The sequence below is a fragment of the Okibacterium sp. AC114 genome, from assembly GCF_979253355.1.
Window position 1 is genome coordinate 2,336,625 of sequence record NZ_CEEDBR010000001.1, and the last position, 20,463, is coordinate 2,357,087.

The window sequence follows — 20,463 nt, forward strand, 5'->3', positions numbered from 1 at the left end:
ACGTGTTAGCGCGGCTAGCGGTTCTTGCGCAACAGCCGCGCACTCGCCGCGACTGTGAAAATGTCCCGCCGGAAACTGGGCCAGATGAGCGCCATCAAAGCGCCACCAGCAACAAAGATGCCAGCACCGATCAGAAGCTGAATGAGGACGGGTAATTCGCGAATCTGACCTACAGTGACCCAGGTCGCAACTCCCGGGACAGCCCAGGCAGCCATCGTGCGGAGCCCATTCTTGAACATATTCCAAACAGGCGCATCAGAACGCAGTCCGTACCACCACAGGCCTAGAGGCCAGATGACGAAGCTGATACCGCCAACACCTATTGCGACCCCAAGAACTCCCCATGAAGAGCCGATGATGATGGCACCGATAGTTAGAGGCGTCGTGACCAATGCCAAGAGCAGGCTAATACGAGTGAGGTTCTTGGAAAGCGCTACCCAATACGTTGCGTACGCCGCGGCTTTCGCTAAACCGCCAAGCGCGAGTACCTGGAAGAGAACCACACTTGGCGCCCATTGAGAACCCAGAACGAGCGGAACCAATATTGCCGCGCTGCTCGACGCAAAAACAAAAATTGGGACAATTACGTTGAGCAAGATGGATTGTCCGCGGAGAAGGAAGGCGTCGTACCGAGCAGAATCATCTTGCAGCCGCGAAAGAACAGGCAACGCGACTTTCGTGGCTGGAGCATTTATTTGATTGAGGGGAAGCATCAACAACTGAAAAGCTCGGTCGTAGTATCCGAGAGCGCTCGCGCCGAACCGGTTTCCGATCCAGATGCTATCGAAATTTCGGCCTACGTAAGTGAGCACTTGCGCCGCCGATACGTTCACCCCGTATCTTACAAGGGCGCTCATTCCTGCCTCTCGCCTGATCAATCCAGGAAGCCAGCGAGAGAAGATTACTAGGACCAGAAGACTAACGGCGGGCAAAGTAAGTTGTTGCGCCACGAGCGCCCAGTATCCGGCGCCCAAGATAGCGGTGACAACTGCAGCGATCAAGGCAATCACAGCCGCTGCCAGATCAGCTAGGACTAAAGCAGTGAACTTCATGTCCCTGTTGAGGCTGGCACGGTACTGCGTCGACATGCCGTTGAGCATGAAGGTAATCGACAATGCTTGCGCCACAGCGGTCAAGCGATCGTCGCTATAGAACGCGGCGATGAACCAGCTGGACAGAAAAACCAAGGCGCTTAACAAGACGCCCAGGCCGGTGTTCATCCAGAACAAGTTGCTTCGCGCCTGGCGGCTGAGAACCTTTGCCTGAATTGCGGCACTGGAGAGCCCGAAATCTCTGAAGATCTCGCCAACCCCGATCAGTGCTGTCACCATAACGATTACGCCGTAATCGGACGGCGCCAGCAAACGTGCGAGTACGGTGACGCTGGCCAATTGCACCAGAATCCGCACCAGCTGACCGGAAAATGTGACGAAAGCCCCTCTTGCTGCGAGCGACCCGAGTCCTCCTCTATCCGCCACTTTTTCTTCCCCCTCGTTCGCGAATTGCCCGTGCGAAAACGTCTCGATAGGCAGCCCGCGCCGCTTCGACCGACCGATTTGTCAGGTTGGGTGGTTGCGCTTGTTTGGTGGCGGACACGATTGCATTCTCGATATCGGAGGAGGTCAGACGCGATGAGAAGAACGAAAACCACTCCTCGCCGACTTCGGACGCAATCCAACGATTGACCTCGGTGTCAGGAACCAATACATGCCGATTCAGCGAAAGGGCTGCTAGAAGGGCGCCCGAGTTGTGCATCTTAGCGTAGGGAAGAACTACAAGTTCCGCCGACGTTATCTCTCCCACTAGTTCCGCGTCAGAGACGAACCTCGCATTGACAGTTATCCTCGAATCCGTCACCTGCGCGACTTCCAGGAGGGATTTCAGATCGTCGCTGGGGCGCCCAACGACGCGCAGGGTGGCGGCGAGTCGGACGGTGCTGAATGCAGTCAAAAGCGATTCAACACCCTTGTATGGCCGGACCAACCCGAAATACAGCACGCGACCCGGCACTTGAGGGATATGGGGAAAACGAGCAAATACCTCATCGTAGGCGGCGTGACGGATCAATCGATTGGGCGCTCTGGTCGGAACCTTAGAGAACGGGTTCAGGCTGACGTAGGCGTTTGTGCTCCGCTCTAGCCACCCAATGAGAAAAGCCTCCAATTTGGATCCCGCTTCGTGTGGTCGCAGATTATGTAGCGTGCGCACGATGGGAATTTTGAAGATTTTCAGCTTCACCATCAAGAAGACGTACATTGCGCGTTTAACTATTCGTCTCAGGAACGATGTGTCACGCACAAACATCTCGGGCCAGTGCACGTGCAAGACGTCATAGCGACCAAGTAGCGCGGCCTTCCAAGAGAAAGGGATCGAATCGATTTGGTCGTCAGTTATGAGATCGACGAATGTGATGAAACCGGATTGTCTGGGACTGGACTGCAAAATGCGCAGTTTCACGCGAGTCATTTGTACCTTGGGCGTGCGTACGCTTTGACGGGCAAGGAGTTCGTTCGGTCGGTAGTTGAAGATTGCTCACCCGCCCCCACTGCCCACGCAACGCCAATCGCAATCAACATCGGAATGTACGTCAGTGTGTTCGACGTGAGCGAATTAGTCATTGCAGCACTAAGCACGGCAAGTTGGAGAGCTGCTAGGTTTCGATCCGCGGTCCGCAGTTTCCGCATAGCAACAATTACAAGCCCGATAACGGCGATGATTGCTGCCGCAAAGCCGATGGTGCCGGTTTCGACGAGTAGCTTCACCGGGCCGCTGTGGGGCAGCTCACCCAGAGGTCGGATTTGCGTAGTGGTTGCCCCGTACCCCCAACCGAGCACCGGACGCTCCTGCCAGAACTGGAGAAGAGCAAGCCAGTTCCTGAATCGCCACGTAGTGCTGTTAGTAGCGCCGCTTTGCCCCACCTCAGCAAACAAATCGGTGTCCGTCAGCCCGACAATTCTTTCTACGACCGACTGTCCGGCAACAACGAGACCGACCGTGGCGATCAGGGCTACCCCAACGACCACGGCGTTCCGGCCTCGCGTTCTGGCGCCGAGGAGGATCAAAAGAACGCCGATGCCCACGGCCAACGTGACGAGGCCCCCAAGACTTGACGTGCCCAAGGCGGCTAGCGCGAACACGCCGAACAAGACGAGTGAGATTCGTTGTCGATATTGGAGGAGAGCAAATAGCGCCACGATCGCGAGGATCGAGAAGTAACCAGCTGCAGCTACCGGGTGTGGGAAGCTTCCGAAAGCCCTGCCTGTCGAAGACGAATAAAACAGAGCGTTATGTGTGATGAATCCGAAGACAGTGAGTAGCGCTGCAGGCACGCTGGCCCAGAGAAGTAAGAGGCACAGCAGTTTCGACGAATATCGGCGAACCACCATCGTGGCAAGGGCAACGATGCTCACCACAGAGATCAACCGCAACGAGTCGCTCAACATGTCGCCATTGGGTCCGAAGGACGAGATCCCGACCACAGTAAACACGAAAAGTCCGACCAGGAGCAAAATGCTGAATCGTCCGAGCCTGATATGCCGGCTCGGCCCAAGCATCTGAACAATCACCATTAGAACAGCGAGCCCAGCGATTCCGATGTTGAGAACAGACGAAAGCGAAGCCGAAAACACCGCCGAGTCACTCAGGGTCCTTAGGAGGATGAGGAGGAACGTCCCGACTGGAATCGGCGCAAACAGCATTACACCTAACACGGCCAAAGCGATCGGCGCGACTGCCCACAGGGGGGAGAACGTCACTCCGAGCGAAAGGAAGACAGTGACGACTAGCCCTGTGAGGAACCAAAAGGCTCCGCCTGACGCGAATTCAGGGAATAGACGGTCGGAGCGAAGGGATACTCGTTCTTTCATTTGTATATCGTCGGTCTTCCACTCAGCCGCTCCAACGCGGCGATCGCCATCCTCTTCGGGGAATCCTTGACTACTTGCAATAAGGAATGCTTCAGCCGTCCCAGGCGCGTTTCGCTTGAAACCCGACGAATGCTGTGAATGATCCTTTCGAGCTCCAAACGGTCAGCTCGTGTCATGCGGTCAGAATACTTCGCGAGAAACGCTTCTAAACCGCGCGCCCGTCTTTCCGTGCGGGACGTGAGCTGCCCGAAGTCGTGAGCTCGCTGAACGACCAGCGGCTCCTCGGCGATACCATACCTGCCGCCGCCATCGAGGAATCGAATAAGGAAGTCGCGGTCATTGGCAACTGGAAGACCTGGATCAAACTGAAGGCGGACGAACGCCGAACGCCGAATAACGAAGTTGCTTCCGGTAAGACCGGGGTTCCGATGAAGTACATCCGAAGACGAAGCATTTGGCTCGATACTTAGACCAGGCCCTTCAAATTTCCCACGTGTCATTTTGGTCCAAGTCACGACCATACTGATTTCCGGATTTCCACGAAGTTGAGCCATAGATTCCTCGAGGTAGCGAGGCTCCCATAAGTCGTCATCGTCGAGAAAGGCGATGTATTCACTTTCAACAAAGGCCGCTCCAGCGTTTCTTGAACCGCTCGCACCCGGAGTTGATGGATCGAGGTTGGTCAAATAGTGGAGAGGAATGCTCGCTGTTTCGTCGAGTCGCTTCAGCAATGACTCTGTTTCAGCGGAAGCTACGTCGTCGACGACGACGATCCGCTCGGGCCTCACCGTCTGACCCAGCACCGACTCGATAGCTTCGCTGAGCAACTCATCTCGAGAGTGTGTCGGAATGACGCACGCAATTGAATCGAGCTGTGAAGGCCAGTCACTCATGCTGCCTCGCTCTCTGACTTCTCGGTCCCAGCTGGCTCGAATTCCAGTTCAAAAGCGGAGGCAGAAACTAGGTCTTCAAAAGTAAGGTCATCCACCTCACTCGCAATGGCGAGACCGCGGACGGCAAGCTCCCTCGCGATCTGTATCTGGTGGTCGTCGACATGCTCGCCACGAGCGGAACGTCGAGGCACAAGGACCGGTCGACGTCCTAAATCCATTGCTCGTAGGGCAGTCCCCACACCAGCATGGCTGATGATGTAGTCCGATTCCGAGAGATGTTTGTCCATGTCGGCGGACGACATAGAGGTGCGAACGTCCCCTGGGAGATCTTTGCGCTCGGTCTCGCCAACCTGCCAAGTGACCCGTGCTCCAGAAGGCAATATCTCCATGAGCCGGTCGACAAGGGCGTCGAACCTATACGGCTTGATCGTTCCCAATGTGACAAACACAGTCGGCGCATCTGTTCCGGCCCGGCCGCGAATCGGCGCCTCTACAATCCTGTAGTCATCCAAGAGTGAAATGTCGTTCACCCATCGCTTGGAAGCCCAGTTCGGATGTTGTGTGTGAAGTCGGATGCCGGGGAAATAGGAAATCATGCGCCCAGTCAGCGAAGGTCCATCGAAACGGGAAACGCTTTCGATGTAGTGAACCTTCTTGCCCATCAAGCGCGCCATAGGCAGCGCAACCATCGCTATAGCGGCGCCAGTGCTTACAACGACTTCTGCATTGCTCCGCCGGAGCACCCGGAACATTTTGGGAAGTGCGGAGATCGATTCACGCCACCCCCGGGACGGGATGTAGGGCAGCCAAAAGACTTTTCGCTGGGAGAGGATGGAACGTGACTGTTCATTTTCGAATGTCACCCACGTCGATTCTTCGGCTACGCGCAGATGACTGGCATGCAGTTTGTCGAGTTGAGCGAGATGCCCTCCAGTCGATGCAACAAGTAAGGCCGTCTTGCCCCCGAGTTCCCCCAAAGTTGACCGCCCGCTCGTCAACGGATCGCGATTGTCGCCATCATGAACGACGGAGAGCCATTCTTCTTCCAGAACGCTTGACACCACCTCAGAAGAGTAGGTGGACTCCACTTTTGCCAGACCTGTGTCGGCTATGTTCTGTACGTCTCGCGGGTTCCGCATAAGAGAGCTCAAGGCTGCCGACAATGCAGTTGAATCGCCCACAGGGGTAAGCACACCCGCCCCATCCGCCAGCAAGGCCTCAATTTCTCCGACGGGCGTAGACACCGCCGCTACCCTGTGCGCCATTGCTTCCAATAAGAACATAGGGAGAGCCTCGTGTCTCGAGGGAAGAACAGCTATCTTCGCTCTACCAAGAAGCGACCCAACCAACGCCCTGTCGACAGCACCGTGAAGCTCAATTCGATCGTCGTCGTCTTTTACATCGGGCCGAAACCCCTCCGCCAGCGGACCACAAATATGCAACTTCCATGTCGACTTGATTGACTCATCAATTTTCGTCCAAGCTTCAATGAGCACATCCGCGCCTTTACGTTGGCCCACTTCGCCGGCGAAAATAACGAGGTTGTTCTTTTCTTGATGTGTGTCAGACAGTCGAACAGCATTCGACACAATACTGACTGGAACTGGCGAGGAACCGAGCCGGCGCTCCACCACCCTCGCAGATGCCGACGTCAACACCAGAACTTTCGAGGCCTTTCGAAGGACGAAACTCACGAGCTTTTTTGATTTAGCAGCGAAAGCTTCAAAGTCACTTCCATGCAGGTGCGCCACCGCCGGCAGTCCTAGCGTTCGCGCAAGAACGATGAGAGACCCTTCGCGAATGAATGAGCCCCCTTGGGACAAATGGACGACGATTACCGCTTTCCGCCGACTCAACCTCAATCCAACGACTCTCACGATGGTCCGCCCCCAGCGCAAAGCAGACTTAGGGTCATGCTTGCCAGTGGTGGATGCCCACGCCGAGAGTTCGACACGATCGAATGACCATGAAAGATATTCATTGACCACCTGTGCCATCCCCCCGGGGATGTCCCCGACGACCCCTATGTGTACGACACGCGTTGACGAAGCCCGAGTCTTCAAACTGGCCCTTCTCACCATTAGTAGGCTCCTTCTTTTGCTACGACGGCCTTGGCTGTGCGCCAGAGGATGATGATGTCGCCCGTGATGGACCAGTTCTCGACGTAGTAGAGGTCGAGGCGCACGGTGTCCTCCCACGAGAGGTTGGAGCGGCCCGAGACCTGCCAGAGGCCCGTGATGCCCGGTTTGACGAGGAAGCGGCGGTGCACGTGCTTCTCGTAGGCCGAGACCTCGGATTCGAGGGGCGGGCGGGGGCCGACGAGAGACATGGTGCCCGCGAAGACGTTGAAGATCTGGGGCAGCTCGTCGAGGGAGTAGCGGCGCAGCACCTTGCCGATGCGCGTGATGCGAGGGTCGTCCTTCATCTTGAAGAGCACCTCGTTGCCGGCTTCGCGCGACTCGGCTTGCAAAGCGGGGAGGAGGGCTTCGGCATCCGTGACCATGCTGCGGAACTTGAGCATCGAGAACATACTGCCCCGAATGCCCACGCGCTGCTGGCGGAACAGCACAGGGCCCGGGCTGGTGAGGCGCACCGTGATGGCGATGATGGCGAGCACAGGCGACAGCAGAACGATGAGGAGGCCGGAGGCGAGGATGTCGAAGAGGCGCTTCGCGACCTGCTTGCGGCCCTCATAGCGCGGCGTTTCCACGTGAATGAGCGGCAGGCCGGCGACGGGGCGCGTGTGGATGCGGGGGCCACCCAGGTCGGTCAGCGCGGGCGCCACGACGAGGTGTTGGCGGCCGGGCTCGAGGTTCCAGCTGAGCTCGCGCACCTTCTGAGGCGACAGCTCATCGGACGACGTGATGACCAGGGTGTCGGCGCCCGTGGCATCCATGGCTTCCATCACCGAATCGACGTTGCCCGAGACGGGGATGGTGGTGCCGGGCAGGTAATCGGCGACACGGCCCGACGGGATGCAGGCACCCACCACGCGGTAACCGGCGGCCGGCTGACGCTGCAGTTCACGCGCGATATGCGACGTCGACTCTTCGCTGCCGACCAACAGCACCTGCGACGAATACGCCCCGCGCGCACGCTGCACACCCAGCCACTGGCGCCACATCCAGCGCGAGAACATGAGCAACAACATGCCCACCGGGAACGCGATGAGGATGTAGCCGCGGGCCAGGTCGATCTTGAACAGGAACGCGATAATGGCCACGAGCCCGAACCAGCGCACGGATGCATCGGCGATCAGCTTGTATTCGGTGACGCCCACCCCGACCACGCGATAGCCGCGGCTGCCGAAAGCGGTGAGCGAGATCATCCAGCCGACGATGATGGCCAACGAGATGGCCGTGTAGCTGACGACCGTGCCGGCCAGGTCGCCCACGAAGTTGGCGTTGGCGGTGTCGTAACCGAAGTAGCCGATCTGCACGCCGAAGACGACCCAGACGAGCACCAACAGGTCGCTGAAGACGAGGCGGGAGCCGTAGGCCGAACGCCAGTTGCGGGCGGCGGCGCGGGCGGCCGAGAGGGTGCCGGGAAGGCCCGGCTTGCGGTCGGGGTCGCCGGGGCGAGAGGCCGAGGCAGCCGTGGCTGCACCCTCGGTGCCGAAGCCAGACGTGGAGGAAGTGGACGAAGCGGAGGAGGCGGACGAGGCGGGCGCGTCGTCGAGGGTGCCGGGCCGGCCGGCGGCGCTTGCGGCAGCCGGCGCGTCTGGCCCAGGCCGCGCGGCAGACGCAGCACGGTCACGTGCTGTCGTCGAAACGTCCTCGATCATGTTGTCCCCGATGTACTGGTGCTGAGTTCGTCAACGTTGACCGGTTTGCCAACCATATCTGGCGCTATGGCTGGAGATATGAGCGTTAATGCACCTTTAATACTTCGGCACAGTCTTGTCATACAACAAGTGTCCGAAGAGGGGACATGAGCACCCACCGCGGCCCCCGAAAGGGTTACACAACGTATGGACCAGTTTAGTATGTGCACGAGGTGATATTCCGTCCGTAATGACACGTGACGGAATGTAAGCCCATCCATCGCCCGAAGTGGGGTGAAAGCACCTACCAGGTGGCTCCACCGTCGGGCGAGACGTAGCTGGCCGCGTTGGACCAGAGCCACAGCGACCCCATCGACTCCGAGATCGCGACCTCGGCGGGCGACGTTTCGGCGGCGAGGCATCCGACCGGGGTCAGGCGTGCGCCCGAAAGGTCGGCGGGCAGCGTCGCGATCGACAGACCCGCGCAGCCCTGCACGCCCGTCGACACGACCGTGAGACCATCCGACGTGGATGTCGCGGCCAGCGCACCCGGAACCTGCGCGCTCGACCACGCGCCGCCCGACTGCTGCGACAACAGCTGGTCGGTGCACAGCACGGTGAGGTTCGCGGTGCCCGGAACGACCTGGCGCGGGTTGGGGCACGGCGGCGTGACGGGGCCGGCGGGCGTCTGCACCACGGTGGGCTCGGCCGGGTCGATGTAGGTGGCGGCGGCGAGCTCGGCGGCGTTGGCCGACCACGTGCTGCCGGCCGAGAACGTGCGGAACGCCTCGAGCGTGCAGTCGTCGCCCGTGGTGCCGACGATGGCGGCCGATGAGGCCCCGAGCGACGTGAAGCGGAAGATCTGGCGCAGGTCGAGGGATGCGGCAGGCACGTTGACCCAGGTGACGCCACCGTCTGTGGTGCGCTCGATCACGCCGGCGCCCGTGGGGCACGAGCCCTGCGTGGCCCGCCAGGCGGACGTGCCGTTGTCGGCGGCGATGAAGCGCGTGACGGGGAGGGTGTCGTCGACGGCGCCGGGAGCGCCGGTCGCGCCGGCACCCGAACCGGCACCCGGAGCGGCGGGGGTCGCCGGAGTCGCGGGCGTGTCGGTGAACGTGGGGATGGGGCGGGACGTCGACTCGTCGGCCGGCGCGCGGTTCTGCGCCAAAGCCAGGGCGATGACGACGACGTCGATGACGAGGAACAGCGCCACACCGACGATCAACCAGGTGCGCCACCGCGGCTGATCAGACGAACTGCCGTCGCGGCGCCACAGCGAACGCGGCGCCCCCGAACCCTTACCCCGTGCCATGGGCTACTTCGTCGCTCGCGCGAAAGCGGCCGTGATGGTGGCGACCGAGGAGTCGAGCTCGTCGGCCACCTCGGCATAGACGGCCTCGGACTGGCGGTAGGGGTCGACGACGTCATCGACCGTGAGGTCTTCGGGCGGCAGGGCGAAACCGCGCTGCGCGGCCACCGACATCACCAGATCGGACAGCGAGCGGATGTCGCGCCACTCCCCCTCGTCGAGCGAATCGACCAGCCGCGCGAACTGACGGATGGTGAACGTGTAGCGCGACGCCCGCGGCAGCAGCGAGACGACCTCGCTGCGGTGGGCGCGCGTGGCGACCAGCACGAGATCGGCGGCCGAGACGAGACCCTCGGTGAGCTGCGTCGAGCGGTGCGCCTTGGGGGCAACGCCGTGGGCGTTCAGCTGCGCGGCCGTCTCGGGCGTGATGTCGTGGCCGACCATGGCCTGTGTGCCCGCGCTCGACACGTGCGCGGCGATGCCCGCCTGCAGGAACGCCGACTCGAGCATCTGCTCGGCCATCGGTGAGCGGCAGATGTTGCCGGTGCAGACGGTGAGAACGCGCAAAGCAGGAACCTTCACAGTGGGTAGTACACGGATTGCGTCAGACACGAGCGAAAACCTTTCCCGAACTTCATCCCAGGGTAGAACTGCGCGCTACACCGCGGGTGAACGGGCTGGCTGGCGGACGCCCGACGCGGTGCGCGGCATCGCGCGAACAAACGTGTGTGAGGGGCTTAGGCGCCCTTGGTGGTCGTCTTCTTGGAGGGCGTGGGCTTGGCGGGGCGCGAACCGTCTTCGGCTACGGCCGACTGGTCGACCGTCGCCTCGTCACCGTAGCCATACCCGTAGGCGTAGCCGTAGCGGCCGTAACCGTAGGCGTCGGGGCCCTTGGTGGGCAGCATGGTCAGCACGAGACCCGAGATCGGCGCACCCACGTTCTCGAGTGCCGAAACGGCACCCTTCAACTGGTTCTTGTGCGTGTGGCCCGCGGCGACCACGAGGATCGCGCCGCCGACGCTCTTCGACAGGATGGCCGCGTCGGTGACGGGCAAGAGCGGCGGGGCGTCGAAGATGACGGCGTCGAACTCGCGGTTGAACAGGGCGATGAGGTCGGCCATGGCCGACGAGCCCAGCAGCTCGGACGGGTTCGGCGGAATCTTGCCGGCCGGCAGGACGAAGAGCTTGGAGCGGCCCCACGGCTGCACCACGTCGAGCAACTCGGCGCGGCCGATGAGCACGTCGGTGATGCCGACGGCGCCCTCGAGGCCCATGTACTCGGCCACCTTCGGGCGGCGCAGGTCGGCGTCGACGAGCAGCACGCGGGCGCCCGAGTCGGCCAACGAGATGGCCAGGTTGGCGGCCGTCGTGCTCTTGCCCTCGGACTGCACCGAGCTCGTGACCACGAAACTGCGATCCTCCGAGCCGATATCGAGGAACGAGAGGTTGGTGCGCAGCGTGCGGAACGACTCGGCCCGCGGGCTGCGCGGATCGGCCTGCACGATGAGGGGGCGCGTCTTGGCCTTGGGGTCGAACGCGATGCCGCCGATGATGGGGGCGTCGGTGAGCTGGGCCACGTCGCGTTCGTTGCGCACCCGGTTGTCGAGCGTCTCGCGCAGCACCGCGATGGCGAGGCCGAGGGCCAGGCCGACGAGCGCGCCGAGGGCGACGTTGAGCGGAACCTTGGGGCTGACGGGAGACTGCGGCACCGGGGCATCCTGAACGCGCGTGAGCTTCACGGGGCTGGTGTTCTCACTGCCGGCCTCTGGGGCCTCGATGTCTTGCACGACGGCCGTGAGCGACTGCGAGATGGCGTTGGCCAGGTCGGCGGCGAGCACCGGGTCTTCGTTCGACACGCTGATCTCGATGAGAGTGGTGTCGAGAGGGGCAGAGGCCGAAACGGCCGACGCCAGGTCATCCGACGTCATGTTGAGCTCGAGGGCCGCGATGACGGGCTGCAGCACGATGGGGGTCGTCACCAGGTCGGAGTAGGTCTTGACCCGCTGCACCGTGAACGAGTTGCCCTGCGCCAGCTCAGAAACACTTTGACCCGCCGATGTGCTCACGAAGACCTTCGTGGATGCCGTGTACATGGGTTTCTGCAGCAGAGAGAACGTTGCCGCCGCCGCCACACCCACGAGGGTGAGCAACACGATGAGCAACCAACTCTTGCGCAGGATACGGATGTAGTCGCGAAGCTCCACTCGAGCGTCCTCCCCTGTTGAACGAGCGGGCAGAACGAGAGAATGCCCGGGTTCATGATCCCACACGGCGGGTGGATGCGCGCATTTGGGGGGTTACAAGCAGGTTAACCCCGCCAGCCCCGCCCACAGGAGGGGGCCGAACCCCTACATTGGTGACATGGATGCCGCCACGTCTCGACCCCTCGCCACGCCACGCGTGCCGCGCTGGGGTGCCACCGACGCGGCCATCGGGGTCGGTCTGGCGCTCGTTTTCGCCGCGCTGCTGCCCCTCATCCTCACCTCCGGGTGGACGACGACCATCGGTGTCGCCACGTTCCTCAGCTATCTGGTCGTGTGGGTTCCACTGCTCGGCGCCGTGCTCGTGGCCTCGTTCCTGCGGGGGCGCCGGTCGCTCACCGCCGACTTCGGGCTGCGCTTCCGGTTCATCGACATCCTGTGGGGCCTCGGGGTCGGGCTGCTCGCGCGCGTCGCGACCAGCCTCATCGAGATCGCCTTCTACGGGCAGATGAGCATCGGCTTCGTCACCATCGGCGAAGTCGAATACAACGCCGTGTGGGTGTTCGGCACACTGCTGGCGCCCATCGTCCTGGCGCCGCTCATCGAAGAGCTGTTCTTCCGCGGGTTGCTGCAGCGCTCTATCTATAACGGCGCGGTCGCCTCTTCACGAGACGGACTCACGGATGACGCGGCCGGCGACCTGGCAACGGCCACCGCTCCCGTGGTGCTGGCCGCGACCGGTCCGCAGCCCACCACCGGCCTCGGCCACGCGACGTCGGCTCTCGACCACGCGCACCGGGATGCCTCGCACACCCACCCGCATCCGACCCTCGCCGATTCGGCAGCCCTGGCCGCGGCCCGCCCCGTCGGAGTGTCGCGGGATCGCCGCCGCGCCACCGTGACCGCCATCATCGCCTCGTCGGTCGTCTTCGCGGTCGTACACGTGCTGCAGACGCAGTTCGGCGTCGGCATGTGGTCGGTCGGGCTCTCGACCCTCATCCTCGGCCTCGGCACCGGAGCCCTCGCGGCCTACACCGGGCGCCTCGGCGGCGCCATCATCGCGCACGCCACCTTCAACGGCCTCATCATCATCGCGGGGCTCACGGTCGCTTAGACCGCTCGGCCGGCCCCGTCGCGCGGCGAAGACGACCTGCGCCTTCGCCACGACGACGAGCGAGCCGACTCAGGCAGACACCGTCGCGGGGGCGGGCGCGGCAGCTGCGGCCGTAGCGCGGGCGCGGTAGGCGGTGACGGCCTCGGCCGTGTCGGCGGCGATGAGGTCGGCGTTGATCTGCGCGGCGGCGAAGTTGCCGGCGGCGACCGCGGTCGAGACCTGGGTGCGCAGCTCGGAGACGTTGCCGATGGCCCAGACGCCCGGGATGCCCGTGGCCCCGGCCTCGTCGACCGCGACGAACGTGCCCATGCCCGTCGGGTGGTCGGTGGCGACGACTCCGAGGGGCGCGAACGGGGCGATGCGGGCCTCGACGCGGGAGCCGACGGCCAGGGCGTCGAGTGGGAAGGCGGTGCCGTCGGCGAGCGTGACGCCCGACATCCGGCCGTCGTCGTTGAGCGTCACCTGGGCGACCGGGCCGCGCACGACACGGATGCCGCGGGCCGCCAGTTGCTCCCACTGCTCGTCGCTCGGCTCGAAGACGTCGTCGAGGAAGAAGGTGAGGTCGGCGGACCACTGGCGGAACATCCAGGCCTGGTGGAACGACAGCGGGCTCGTCGCGAGCACACCGATGCGGCGGTCGCGCACCTCCCAGCCGTGGCAGTACGGGCAGTGCAACACGTCCTTGCCCCAGAGCGGGGCGAGACCCGGGATGTCGGGCAGCACGTCGACGAGACCGGTCGCGATGAGCAGCCGACGCCCGAGCACCTCGGAACCGTCGTCGAGCGTGGCGACGAAGAGCCCGTCGGGGTCGCGGCGCGTGTCGACGACCTGGCCGTCGCGGATGACACCGCCGTAGTGTTCGACCTCGGCACGGCCGCGGGCGACGAGCTCGGCGGGCGGGATGCCGTCGCGCGTGAGGTAGCCGTGCACGCCCTCGGCGGGGGCGTTGCGCGGCTGGCCGCCGTCGACGATGAGCACGCTGCGGCGGGCGCGGCCGAGGACGAGGCCGGCCGAGAGGCCCGCGGCTCCTCCCCCGATGATGAGCACGTCGGCTACGTCGGGGCGGGCGGCGGGGGCAGTGGTGGGCTGTGAAACGAATGTCATGGTGATCTCCTTCTCCCCCATCCTCGAATGGTTGAGCGTGAGGAGCAAGAGACCTTGCTGAATGCGCAAGATCGGCGCGGATTCGCCGTGTGCGCGGGAGAAGCCCGCGGATGGCGGATACTTACGGGTATGGAAACTGAACCTCGGGCCTCAACGGCGACGGCCCACGTTCTCGACGCACTCGTCCACGTCATCGCCCGCGACGGTCTCGAAGCGGCGTCGATCGACGGACTGGCGGCCGAGCTGGATGTGACGGTCGCCGAGCTCACCACACACTTCCCCTCGAAGGACGAACTGCTGCAGGCCGCGATGGATCACATCATCGCGGGCTTCCGGCGCCGATTCGAGGCCATGGAGGCCGCGACCCCCAGCGTGCGTGACCGCTTCGAGCAGATGTGCATGGCGCTCGCCTGCGTGACCGACGACGGGCGGGAGGCGGCCATCGTGTGGCTGTGGTTCGCGGCGAAGTCGACGTCGAATGACCAGTTCGCGAAAAACTATCAGGGCGCCTGGAAGCGGCTCGAGGAGCGACTCGAGAAGGTCGTCGCCGAGATATACCCCGAACTGCATGCCGGCTCAGAGAGCGCACTCCTGCTCGCCACCCTCGACGGGATCGCGCTGGCCCGAGCGTCCGAACCGCCCCGCATGCCGCCGAACCGCGCGGCTTACCTCGTCGAGAACGCGCTGCGCCGGCTCGACGACCGCAGCCTCGGGGCCGAGCGCTACAACGACTGAGCCCCGCCTCAGGGCCCGCTGAACGCCGACTCAGAGCCCGCGGGTCTGACGCGGCGTCATGCCGAATTCGTCTCGGTACTGCTCGGTGAACCGGCCGATGTGGGTGAACCCGGCGGCGCGGGCGATATCGGCGATCGTGCCATCGGCCGGGGTCGCCGCGCGCAGAGACGAATGCACGGCGTCGAGGCGCACGCGGCGGAGATAGGCCAGCGGCGTCATGTCCATCGACCGGCGGAACGCATTCTGCAGGCCCCGGATGCTGTAGCCCGACGCCTCGGCTATCGACGACACCGTCACCGCACCCGACGCGTTCTCTTCGATGAAGCGCAGGGCCCGGCGCAGGTTGGCGGGAGCCCACAGCTGCTCGCGTGCGTTGGAGCCATCCATCGTGGTGCTCGGAAAGACGCGCAGCATGGTCGAGGCGAGAGCTTCTCGGGCCTCAGCGCGCTGCAACGGGGTCGGAGTGGGGTTCGCGGGGCCGAAGACATCCCGATTCAAATGTTTGACCATGGCCGCCCACTGGGTGCCGAGGGCCGGGGAGATCGGGTTGACGCCCGTGAACGAGTGCCGGCGGGGGTTGGCCCCCATGAGCCGCACGAGGCGATCGACCTCGCTGACGTCGATCGTGACGATGGCCATTCGCAGATCTTGCCACCCGACCGTGCAGAGGGTGCGCGGGTAGAGCATGGGCTGCGTGACGTCGACCGAGTCGCGGCCCGTGACGAGGCTCATGCGACCGGCGAGCAGGTGCCCGACGAAGTAGCGGTCCTCGAGCTGCACGTTGCCCTCGGCGCGCGAGTCGAAGGCGACTCGGCTGACCGCGAGCCTGCTGTCGCCGGAGATCGCGTGATCGATGGCGAAACGCTCGGGCTCCTCGGTCGACAGAGACACCGCTGAATAGTGCCGCGCGAGCACCGGCAGGGCCTCTTCGGGATCGCGTGTGCGGAACCGCGAGGCGGTGAAGTCGTCGTTCATATCTCATAAGTATTTTCGCCCGCAATACCCCCCGGTGGCAAGTGGCCAAAATGCGCATACCGCTTCGATGAACGACGCCCCCCGCTCTCGACGGTTCGAAGAGAATCCCGCCTAGGCGGGTTTGTGGGCGTAGGTGTAGCGGTAGTAGTCGGCGAGCGTGAGGGTGGATGCCGCATCCTCGTCGACGATGACCGTGGCGCGTCGATGCAACTGGAGTGCCGAACCCGGCACGAGAGCCGTCAGCGGTCCCTCGACCGCCGCCGCGATGGCCGCCGCCTTGCCCGCGCCCTGGGCCACGAGCACGACCTCGCGGGCTTCGAGGATGGTTCCGAGCCCCTGCGTCAGGCAGTGCGTGGGCACCTGGTCGGGGTGGTCGAAGAAGCGCGCGTTGTCGAGCCGGGTCTGCGGGGCGAGGGTCTTGATGCGCGTGCGGGACGCGAACGATGAGGTGGGCTCGTTGAAGCCGATGTGGCCGTTGGCGCCGATGCCGAGGATCTGCAGGTCGATGCCGCCGGCCGCCGCGATGGCCTCGTCGTACTCTCGCGCGGCGCGGTCGAGGTCGTCGGCGCGGCCATCGGGCACGCGCACGTTCGACGGGTCGAAACCGAGCGGTTCGACGACATCCCGCGCGATGACGCTCGCGTAGGACTCGGGATGTTCGAGCGGGAGGCCAACGTATTCGTCGAGCGCGAAACCGCGCGCGCCGCTGAACGCGAGCGCACCCGCCCGCACGCGGCGGTGCAGCTCGGCGTAGACACCCTGCGGGCTCGAACCGGTGGCGAGGCCGAGCACGGCGTCGGGTGTGCGCTCGACGAGGTCGGCGATGCGGGCGGCGGCGAGCTCGCCGACCTCCTGCGCGGTCGGGACGATGATGACTTCCACGGATATCTCCTGAATACGTTTTCTCTAGATCGAGCGCTCGGAGGGCGAGGCGGCGAGCGCGACGGCCCGCCGCACATTGCCGTCGGCCAGCGCGAGCAACGCGGCGGCCTGCTCGGCGTCACGGTCGGCCAGCAGCATGACGACGGCCGTTTTGGCGTGATCGCTCGCGGCCTCGAGCGCCGCATCGGCACGGTCGCGGTCGACGTGCGCAGCCTCGGCCACGATGCGCTGCGCCCGGTCGACGAGTTTGGCGTTGGTGGGCCGTAGGTCGACCATGAGGTTTCCGTAGGCCTTGCCCGTGCGCACCATGCTGGCGGTCGTGAGCATGTTGCACACGAGCTTCTGCGCGGTGCCGGCCTTCAAACGCGTCGAACCGGTGAGCACTTCGGGGCCCGTGAGCACCTCGATCGCGACATCCGCTTCGGCGCTGATGCGGGCGCCGGGGTTGCACGAGATGGCGACCGTCGCGGCACCCTGTTCGCGCGCATAGCGCAGGCCGCCGATCACATAGGGCGTGCGGCCGCTGGCGGCCAGGCCGACGACGACATCGGATGGCCCGACGTGCGCCGCCTCGAGCTCGGTGACGGCGAGGGCCGGATCGTCTTCGGCGCCCTCGACGGCCCGCACGAAGGCGTTCTCGCCGCCCGCGATGAGCCCGAGCACCTCGGAGGGGTCGGTGCCGAACGTGGGCGGGCATTCGACGGCGTCGAGCAGGCCGAGGCGTCCGCTCGTGCCGGCGCCGATGTAGATGAGGCGTCCGCCCGCGCGACGTGCCGCCGCGATGAGCTCGACGGCTTGCGCGATCTCGGGCAGCACGCGGCGCACGGCCGGCGCGACCAGCTGGTCTTCGTCGTTCATGACCTCGAGCACCCGCAGGGTGTCGAAGGTGTCGAGGTCGGTCGTTTTCGCATTCGGCCCCTCGGTGTAGAGCGAGGCGAGGGAGTCGAGTTCTTCTGAGGACATCTGCGTTCCTTGGTTCACGTTCGGCGAGGTGTGGCCTGGGCAGCCGGTCGGTTGGTCAGCGCTCGAAGCGCAGGGCGCGGGGCGGGCCGGTGAGCACGCGCTCGGGCAGCGACTCCCCCGGCACGATGGCGCCCAGCACGCTCGCGTGACGTGCGCCGGTGCACGACGGCAGGGTGCCGGCTTGGCCGTTGACCGTCAGGAAGCCCAGCACGGCGAACGCGAGCGCCTCCTTGGCGGCCGACGGCAGGCCCAGCGTGTCGCTCGTCACCACGTCGGCGTGCGGCAACTCGGCGCGCAACATGCCCATCAGCACGGGGTTGAGGGTTCCGCCGCCCGCGACGATCACGCGGTCGGCCCCGCGCACCGCATCGGCCACGGTGCGAGACGTCAGGGCCGTCAGAGTGGCGACCAGATCCTGGATGCCGGGAGTCTCGTGGCCCGCAAGGAAGGGCCCGAGATAGCCCAGGTGAAAGAGCTCCTTGCCCGTCGATTTGGGGGCCGGAAGCGCGTAGTAGTCCTCGTCGAGCAGGCGTTCGAGCAGCGCGTCGTCGACCGTGCCGGCGCCCGCGAGCGCCCCGTCGGCGTCGAAGTGCTCGGCACCCAGGGTGTGTTCCGCGACGACGGCGTCGATGAGGGCGTTGGCGGGCCCCGTGTCGAAGGCGATGGGGTCGGCCGAGGGCGACACGAGCGTCGCGTTCGCGATGCCCCCGAGGTTGACGGCGGCCGCCGATTCGCCGGCGAGCCACAGCGCGTCGATGATGCTCACGAGCGGCGCACCCTGCCCACCAGCGGCGACATCGCGCGAACGCAGGTCGGCGACCACGGTGAGGCCCGTCTTCTCGGCGATCCAGGCGGGTTGGCCGAGCTGCAGGGTGCCCTCGACGCGGCCGTCCTCGACCCAGTGATAGAGCGTCTGGCCGTGCGAGACGATGAGGTCGGCGCGGCCGTCGCAGAGTTCGTCGAGGGCCCGGGCTGCGACATCCGCGAACGCCTGGCCGATGCGCGTGTCGAGCCGGCAGACCTCGTCGACCGTGGTGCGCGCGGGCGGCAGGGCGGCCGAGATGGCGGCCCGCAGTTCGGGGGCGTAGGGCACGCTGATCAGGCCGAGCGGCGTGACTACGAGTGTGTCCCCCTCGACGCGGATGTCGGCGGCCGCGGCGTCGATGGCGTCGTGCGACGTGCCCGACATGAGGCCGATCACACGGGTGGGTACAGAAGTCATTTGCGCAGCTCCTTGCGGTGGGCGTCGCCCTTCAACGTGGCGATCGCGATGGCGCTCACGAAGCACGTGGCCATGACGTAGTAGGCCGGCACATCGATGTTGCCCGTGGCGGCGATGAGCGACGTGATGATGAGGCCCGCGCTACCCGAGAAGACGGCGTTCGAGATGGAGTAGGCGAGGCCGAGACCCGTGTAACGCACCGTGGTGGGGAACATCTCGGCGAGCATGGCCGGTCCGGGGCCCGCGATGAGGCCGACCGCGAAGCCCGCGACGATCACGGCGAACGAGCGAACCTCGACAGTGGAGTTCGGGTCCTGCAGCAGGTTGAGCAGGGGTAGGGCGAGCACGAGGATGGCGAGCGAACCCGTGAGCATGACCCAGCGCCGCCCGATGCGGTCGGACAGCCATCCGGCCGGGAGGATCGCGGCGGCGAAACCGAGGTTGGCGAACACCGTGGCGAGCAGCGCCTGCTGGAACGAGGCGTTGAGCGTGCTCTGCAGATAAGACGGGATGACAACGAGGAACGTGTAACCCGCGGCCGACCAGCCCATGAGGCGCGCGATGCCCACGAAGATGGCCTTAGCCGTCTCGGCGGCGCCGGCACGGATGACGGGGGCGTCGGCCAGGGCGTCGGCGTCTGATTTCGCGGCGGCAGCGGTCCCGGCGGGCGCACCGGTTGCCTTCGCCTGCTCCACCTTCTGGAACGCGGGGGTCTCCTCCAGGTTCAGGCGCAACAGGAGCGCCACGGCACCGAGGGGAAGCGCCACGAGGAAGGCGATGCGCCATCCCCAGGCCGCGAGATCGGCTTCGCTCAGCAGGGTCGCGAGCAGGGCGCTCGTGCCGGCACCCGCCAGGAGGCCGAGGGCGACCGTGAACGACTGCCACGCGCCGTAGATGCCGCGCTTGCCGGCGGGCGCGAACTCGGTCATGACCGACACGGCACCGCCGAACTCGCCACCGGCCGAGAGACCCTGCAGGATGCGGACGAGCGTCAGCAGGATGGGCGCGGCGACGCCGATCGAGGCGTAGGTGGGCAGAACGCCGATGAGCGCCGTGGCCACCGACATCATGATGAGCACGATGATGAGCGTGGGTTTGCGGCCGATGCGGTCGCCGATGCGCCCGAAGAGGGCGGCGCCGACGGGGCGGAAGAAGAAGCTGATGGCGAAGGAGGCGTAGGTGGCGATGAGGGCCTCGACCCCCGATTGCTGGCCGCCGCTGAAGAACTGGCTGGCGATGATGGTGGCGAAGAATCCGTAGATGCCGAATTCGTACCATTCGATGAAGTTTCCGACACTGCCGGCGACGATGGCGCGGCGACGTGCTTTCGGGCTCACGGTGGGAGCGGTGGCGATAGACACGGGGTACCTCCTTTGGTTCCGGCGGGGATGTCACCAACCCTAGGTCATAAAGTTACCTCAGTTTGTTACTGGCGT

17 protein-coding genes are annotated in these 20,463 nt (G+C 64.7%); 2 read left to right on the forward strand and 15 right to left on the reverse strand.

Annotated features, from left to right (window positions below; all coding sequences use genetic code 11):
* Positions 1 to 14 precede the first annotated feature (14 nt).
* The 9 genes from ACZ6IE_RS10825 to ACZ6IE_RS10865 form a co-directional block, all read right to left on the reverse strand.
* The gene (locus tag ACZ6IE_RS10825; RefSeq protein ID WP_464607955.1) at positions 15 to 1,478 is read right to left on the reverse strand and encodes a lipopolysaccharide biosynthesis protein; all 1,464 of its coding nucleotides are present in this window, start codon (positions 1,476 to 1,478) and stop codon (positions 15 to 17) included.
* Positions 1,468 to 2,457, reverse strand: a complete 990-nt coding sequence (locus tag ACZ6IE_RS10830; protein WP_464607956.1) for a glycosyltransferase — start codon at positions 2,455 to 2,457, stop codon at positions 1,468 to 1,470. The genes ACZ6IE_RS10825 and ACZ6IE_RS10830 overlap by 11 nt, the downstream gene beginning before the upstream one ends.
* Before the next feature lie 5 nt (positions 2,458 to 2,462).
* Positions 2,463 to 3,866, reverse strand: a complete 1,404-nt coding sequence (locus ACZ6IE_RS10835; protein WP_464607957.1) for an O-antigen ligase family protein — start codon at positions 3,864 to 3,866, stop codon at positions 2,463 to 2,465.
* A complete protein-coding gene (locus ACZ6IE_RS10840) occupies positions 3,863 to 4,759 on the reverse strand; it encodes a glycosyltransferase family 2 protein (protein WP_464607958.1) in 897 nt (298 codons plus the stop codon). The genes ACZ6IE_RS10835 and ACZ6IE_RS10840 overlap by 4 nt, the downstream gene beginning before the upstream one ends.
* Positions 4,756 to 6,510 carry a glycosyltransferase gene (locus tag ACZ6IE_RS10845; protein WP_464607959.1) on the reverse strand — a complete coding sequence of 585 codons (1,755 nt, stop codon included), beginning with the start codon at positions 6,508 to 6,510 and terminating at the stop codon, positions 4,756 to 4,758. Before ACZ6IE_RS10845 ends, ACZ6IE_RS10840 begins: the two co-directional genes overlap by 4 nt.
* 329 nt (positions 6,511 to 6,839) lie before the next feature.
* Positions 6,840 to 8,543 carry a sugar transferase gene (locus ACZ6IE_RS10850; RefSeq protein WP_464607960.1) on the reverse strand — a complete coding sequence of 568 codons (1,704 nt, stop codon included), beginning with the start codon at positions 8,541 to 8,543 and terminating at the stop codon, positions 6,840 to 6,842.
* A gap of 283 nt (positions 8,544 to 8,826) precedes the next feature.
* Positions 8,827 to 9,834 (reverse strand): hypothetical protein, encoded by a 1,008-nt coding sequence (locus tag ACZ6IE_RS10855; protein ID WP_464607961.1) that lies wholly within the window; start codon positions 9,832 to 9,834, stop codon positions 8,827 to 8,829.
* A 3-nt stretch (positions 9,835 to 9,837) separates the two neighbouring features.
* Positions 9,838 to 10,443 carry an arsenate reductase/protein-tyrosine-phosphatase family protein gene (locus ACZ6IE_RS10860; protein ID WP_464607962.1) on the reverse strand — a complete coding sequence of 202 codons (606 nt, stop codon included), beginning with the start codon at positions 10,441 to 10,443 and terminating at the stop codon, positions 9,838 to 9,840.
* A gap of 125 nt (positions 10,444 to 10,568) precedes the next feature.
* Positions 10,569 to 12,035, reverse strand: coding sequence for a tyrosine-protein kinase domain-containing protein (locus tag ACZ6IE_RS10865; RefSeq protein ID WP_464607963.1), 1,467 nt, complete (start codon positions 12,033 to 12,035; stop codon positions 10,569 to 10,571).
* A 157-nt stretch (positions 12,036 to 12,192) separates the two neighbouring features.
* Between ACZ6IE_RS10865 and ACZ6IE_RS10870 the strand changes: the two genes are divergently transcribed.
* Complete coding sequence (locus ACZ6IE_RS10870) at positions 12,193 to 13,146, forward strand: lysostaphin resistance A-like protein (protein WP_464607964.1); 954 nt, start codon at positions 12,193 to 12,195, stop codon at positions 13,144 to 13,146.
* Between the two features lie 69 nt (positions 13,147 to 13,215).
* Here ACZ6IE_RS10870 and ACZ6IE_RS10875 read toward each other — a convergent pair whose 3' ends face one another.
* Positions 13,216 to 14,250: an NAD(P)/FAD-dependent oxidoreductase gene (locus ACZ6IE_RS10875; protein WP_464607965.1), complete on the reverse strand. Its 1,035-nt coding sequence runs from the start codon at positions 14,248 to 14,250 to the stop codon at positions 13,216 to 13,218.
* Positions 14,251 to 14,379: 129 nt separating this feature from the next.
* Between ACZ6IE_RS10875 and ACZ6IE_RS10880 the strand changes: the two genes are divergently transcribed.
* Positions 14,380 to 14,985 (forward strand): TetR/AcrR family transcriptional regulator, encoded by a 606-nt coding sequence (locus tag ACZ6IE_RS10880; RefSeq protein ID WP_464607966.1) that lies wholly within the window; start codon positions 14,380 to 14,382, stop codon positions 14,983 to 14,985.
* 30 nt (positions 14,986 to 15,015) lie between these two features.
* On the opposite strand, the gene ACZ6IE_RS10885 is transcribed toward ACZ6IE_RS10880, so the two are convergent.
* From ACZ6IE_RS10885 to ACZ6IE_RS10905, 5 genes are all read right to left on the reverse strand, one after another.
* On the reverse strand, positions 15,016 to 15,960 hold the full coding sequence (locus ACZ6IE_RS10885; RefSeq protein ID WP_464607967.1) for an AraC family transcriptional regulator: 945 nt from the start codon (positions 15,958 to 15,960) through the stop codon (positions 15,016 to 15,018).
* Positions 15,961 to 16,071: 111 nt separating this feature from the next.
* Complete coding sequence (nagB, locus tag ACZ6IE_RS10890; protein ID WP_464607968.1) at positions 16,072 to 16,842, reverse strand: glucosamine-6-phosphate deaminase; 771 nt, start codon at positions 16,840 to 16,842, stop codon at positions 16,072 to 16,074.
* A 24-nt stretch (positions 16,843 to 16,866) separates the two neighbouring features.
* Entirely contained in the window at positions 16,867 to 17,805 is a 939-nt protein-coding gene (gene murQ / locus ACZ6IE_RS10895; protein ID WP_464607969.1) for an N-acetylmuramic acid 6-phosphate etherase, read from the reverse strand.
* A 55-nt stretch (positions 17,806 to 17,860) separates the two neighbouring features.
* Complete coding sequence (locus ACZ6IE_RS10900; RefSeq protein ID WP_464607970.1) at positions 17,861 to 19,027, reverse strand: anhydro-N-acetylmuramic acid kinase; 1,167 nt, start codon at positions 19,025 to 19,027, stop codon at positions 17,861 to 17,863.
* Positions 19,024 to 20,388, reverse strand: a complete 1,365-nt coding sequence (locus tag ACZ6IE_RS10905; protein WP_464607971.1) for an MFS transporter — start codon at positions 20,386 to 20,388, stop codon at positions 19,024 to 19,026. The genes ACZ6IE_RS10900 and ACZ6IE_RS10905 overlap by 4 nt, the downstream gene beginning before the upstream one ends.
* Positions 20,389 to 20,463 lie beyond the last annotated feature (75 nt).

Excerpts from the sequence above, each read along its gene's own strand:
- ACZ6IE_RS10835 (WP_464607957.1), bottom strand. The coding sequence starts at position 3,866 with ATGAAAGAACGAGTATCCCTTCGCTCCGACCGTCTATTCCCTGAATTC.
- ACZ6IE_RS10840 (WP_464607958.1), bottom strand. The coding sequence starts at position 4,759 with ATGAGTGACTGGCCTTCACAGCTCGATTCAATTGCGTGCGTCATTCCG.
- ACZ6IE_RS10850 (WP_464607960.1), bottom strand. The coding sequence starts at position 8,543 with ATGATCGAGGACGTTTCGACGACAGCACGTGACCGTGCTGCGTCTGCC.
- ACZ6IE_RS10855 (WP_464607961.1), bottom strand. The coding sequence starts at position 9,834 with ATGGCACGGGGTAAGGGTTCGGGGGCGCCGCGTTCGCTGTGGCGCCGC.
- ACZ6IE_RS10870 (WP_464607964.1), top strand. The coding sequence starts at position 12,193 with ATGGATGCCGCCACGTCTCGACCCCTCGCCACGCCACGCGTGCCGCGC.
- ACZ6IE_RS10875 (WP_464607965.1), bottom strand. The coding sequence starts at position 14,250 with ATGACATTCGTTTCACAGCCCACCACTGCCCCCGCCGCCCGCCCCGAC.
- ACZ6IE_RS10880 (WP_464607966.1), top strand. The coding sequence starts at position 14,380 with ATGGAAACTGAACCTCGGGCCTCAACGGCGACGGCCCACGTTCTCGAC.
- ACZ6IE_RS10885 (WP_464607967.1), bottom strand. The coding sequence starts at position 15,960 with ATGAACGACGACTTCACCGCCTCGCGGTTCCGCACACGCGATCCCGAA.
- murQ (WP_464607969.1), bottom strand. The coding sequence starts at position 17,805 with ATGTCCTCAGAAGAACTCGACTCCCTCGCCTCGCTCTACACCGAGGGG.
- ACZ6IE_RS10900 (WP_464607970.1), bottom strand. The coding sequence starts at position 19,027 with ATGACTTCTGTACCCACCCGTGTGATCGGCCTCATGTCGGGCACGTCG.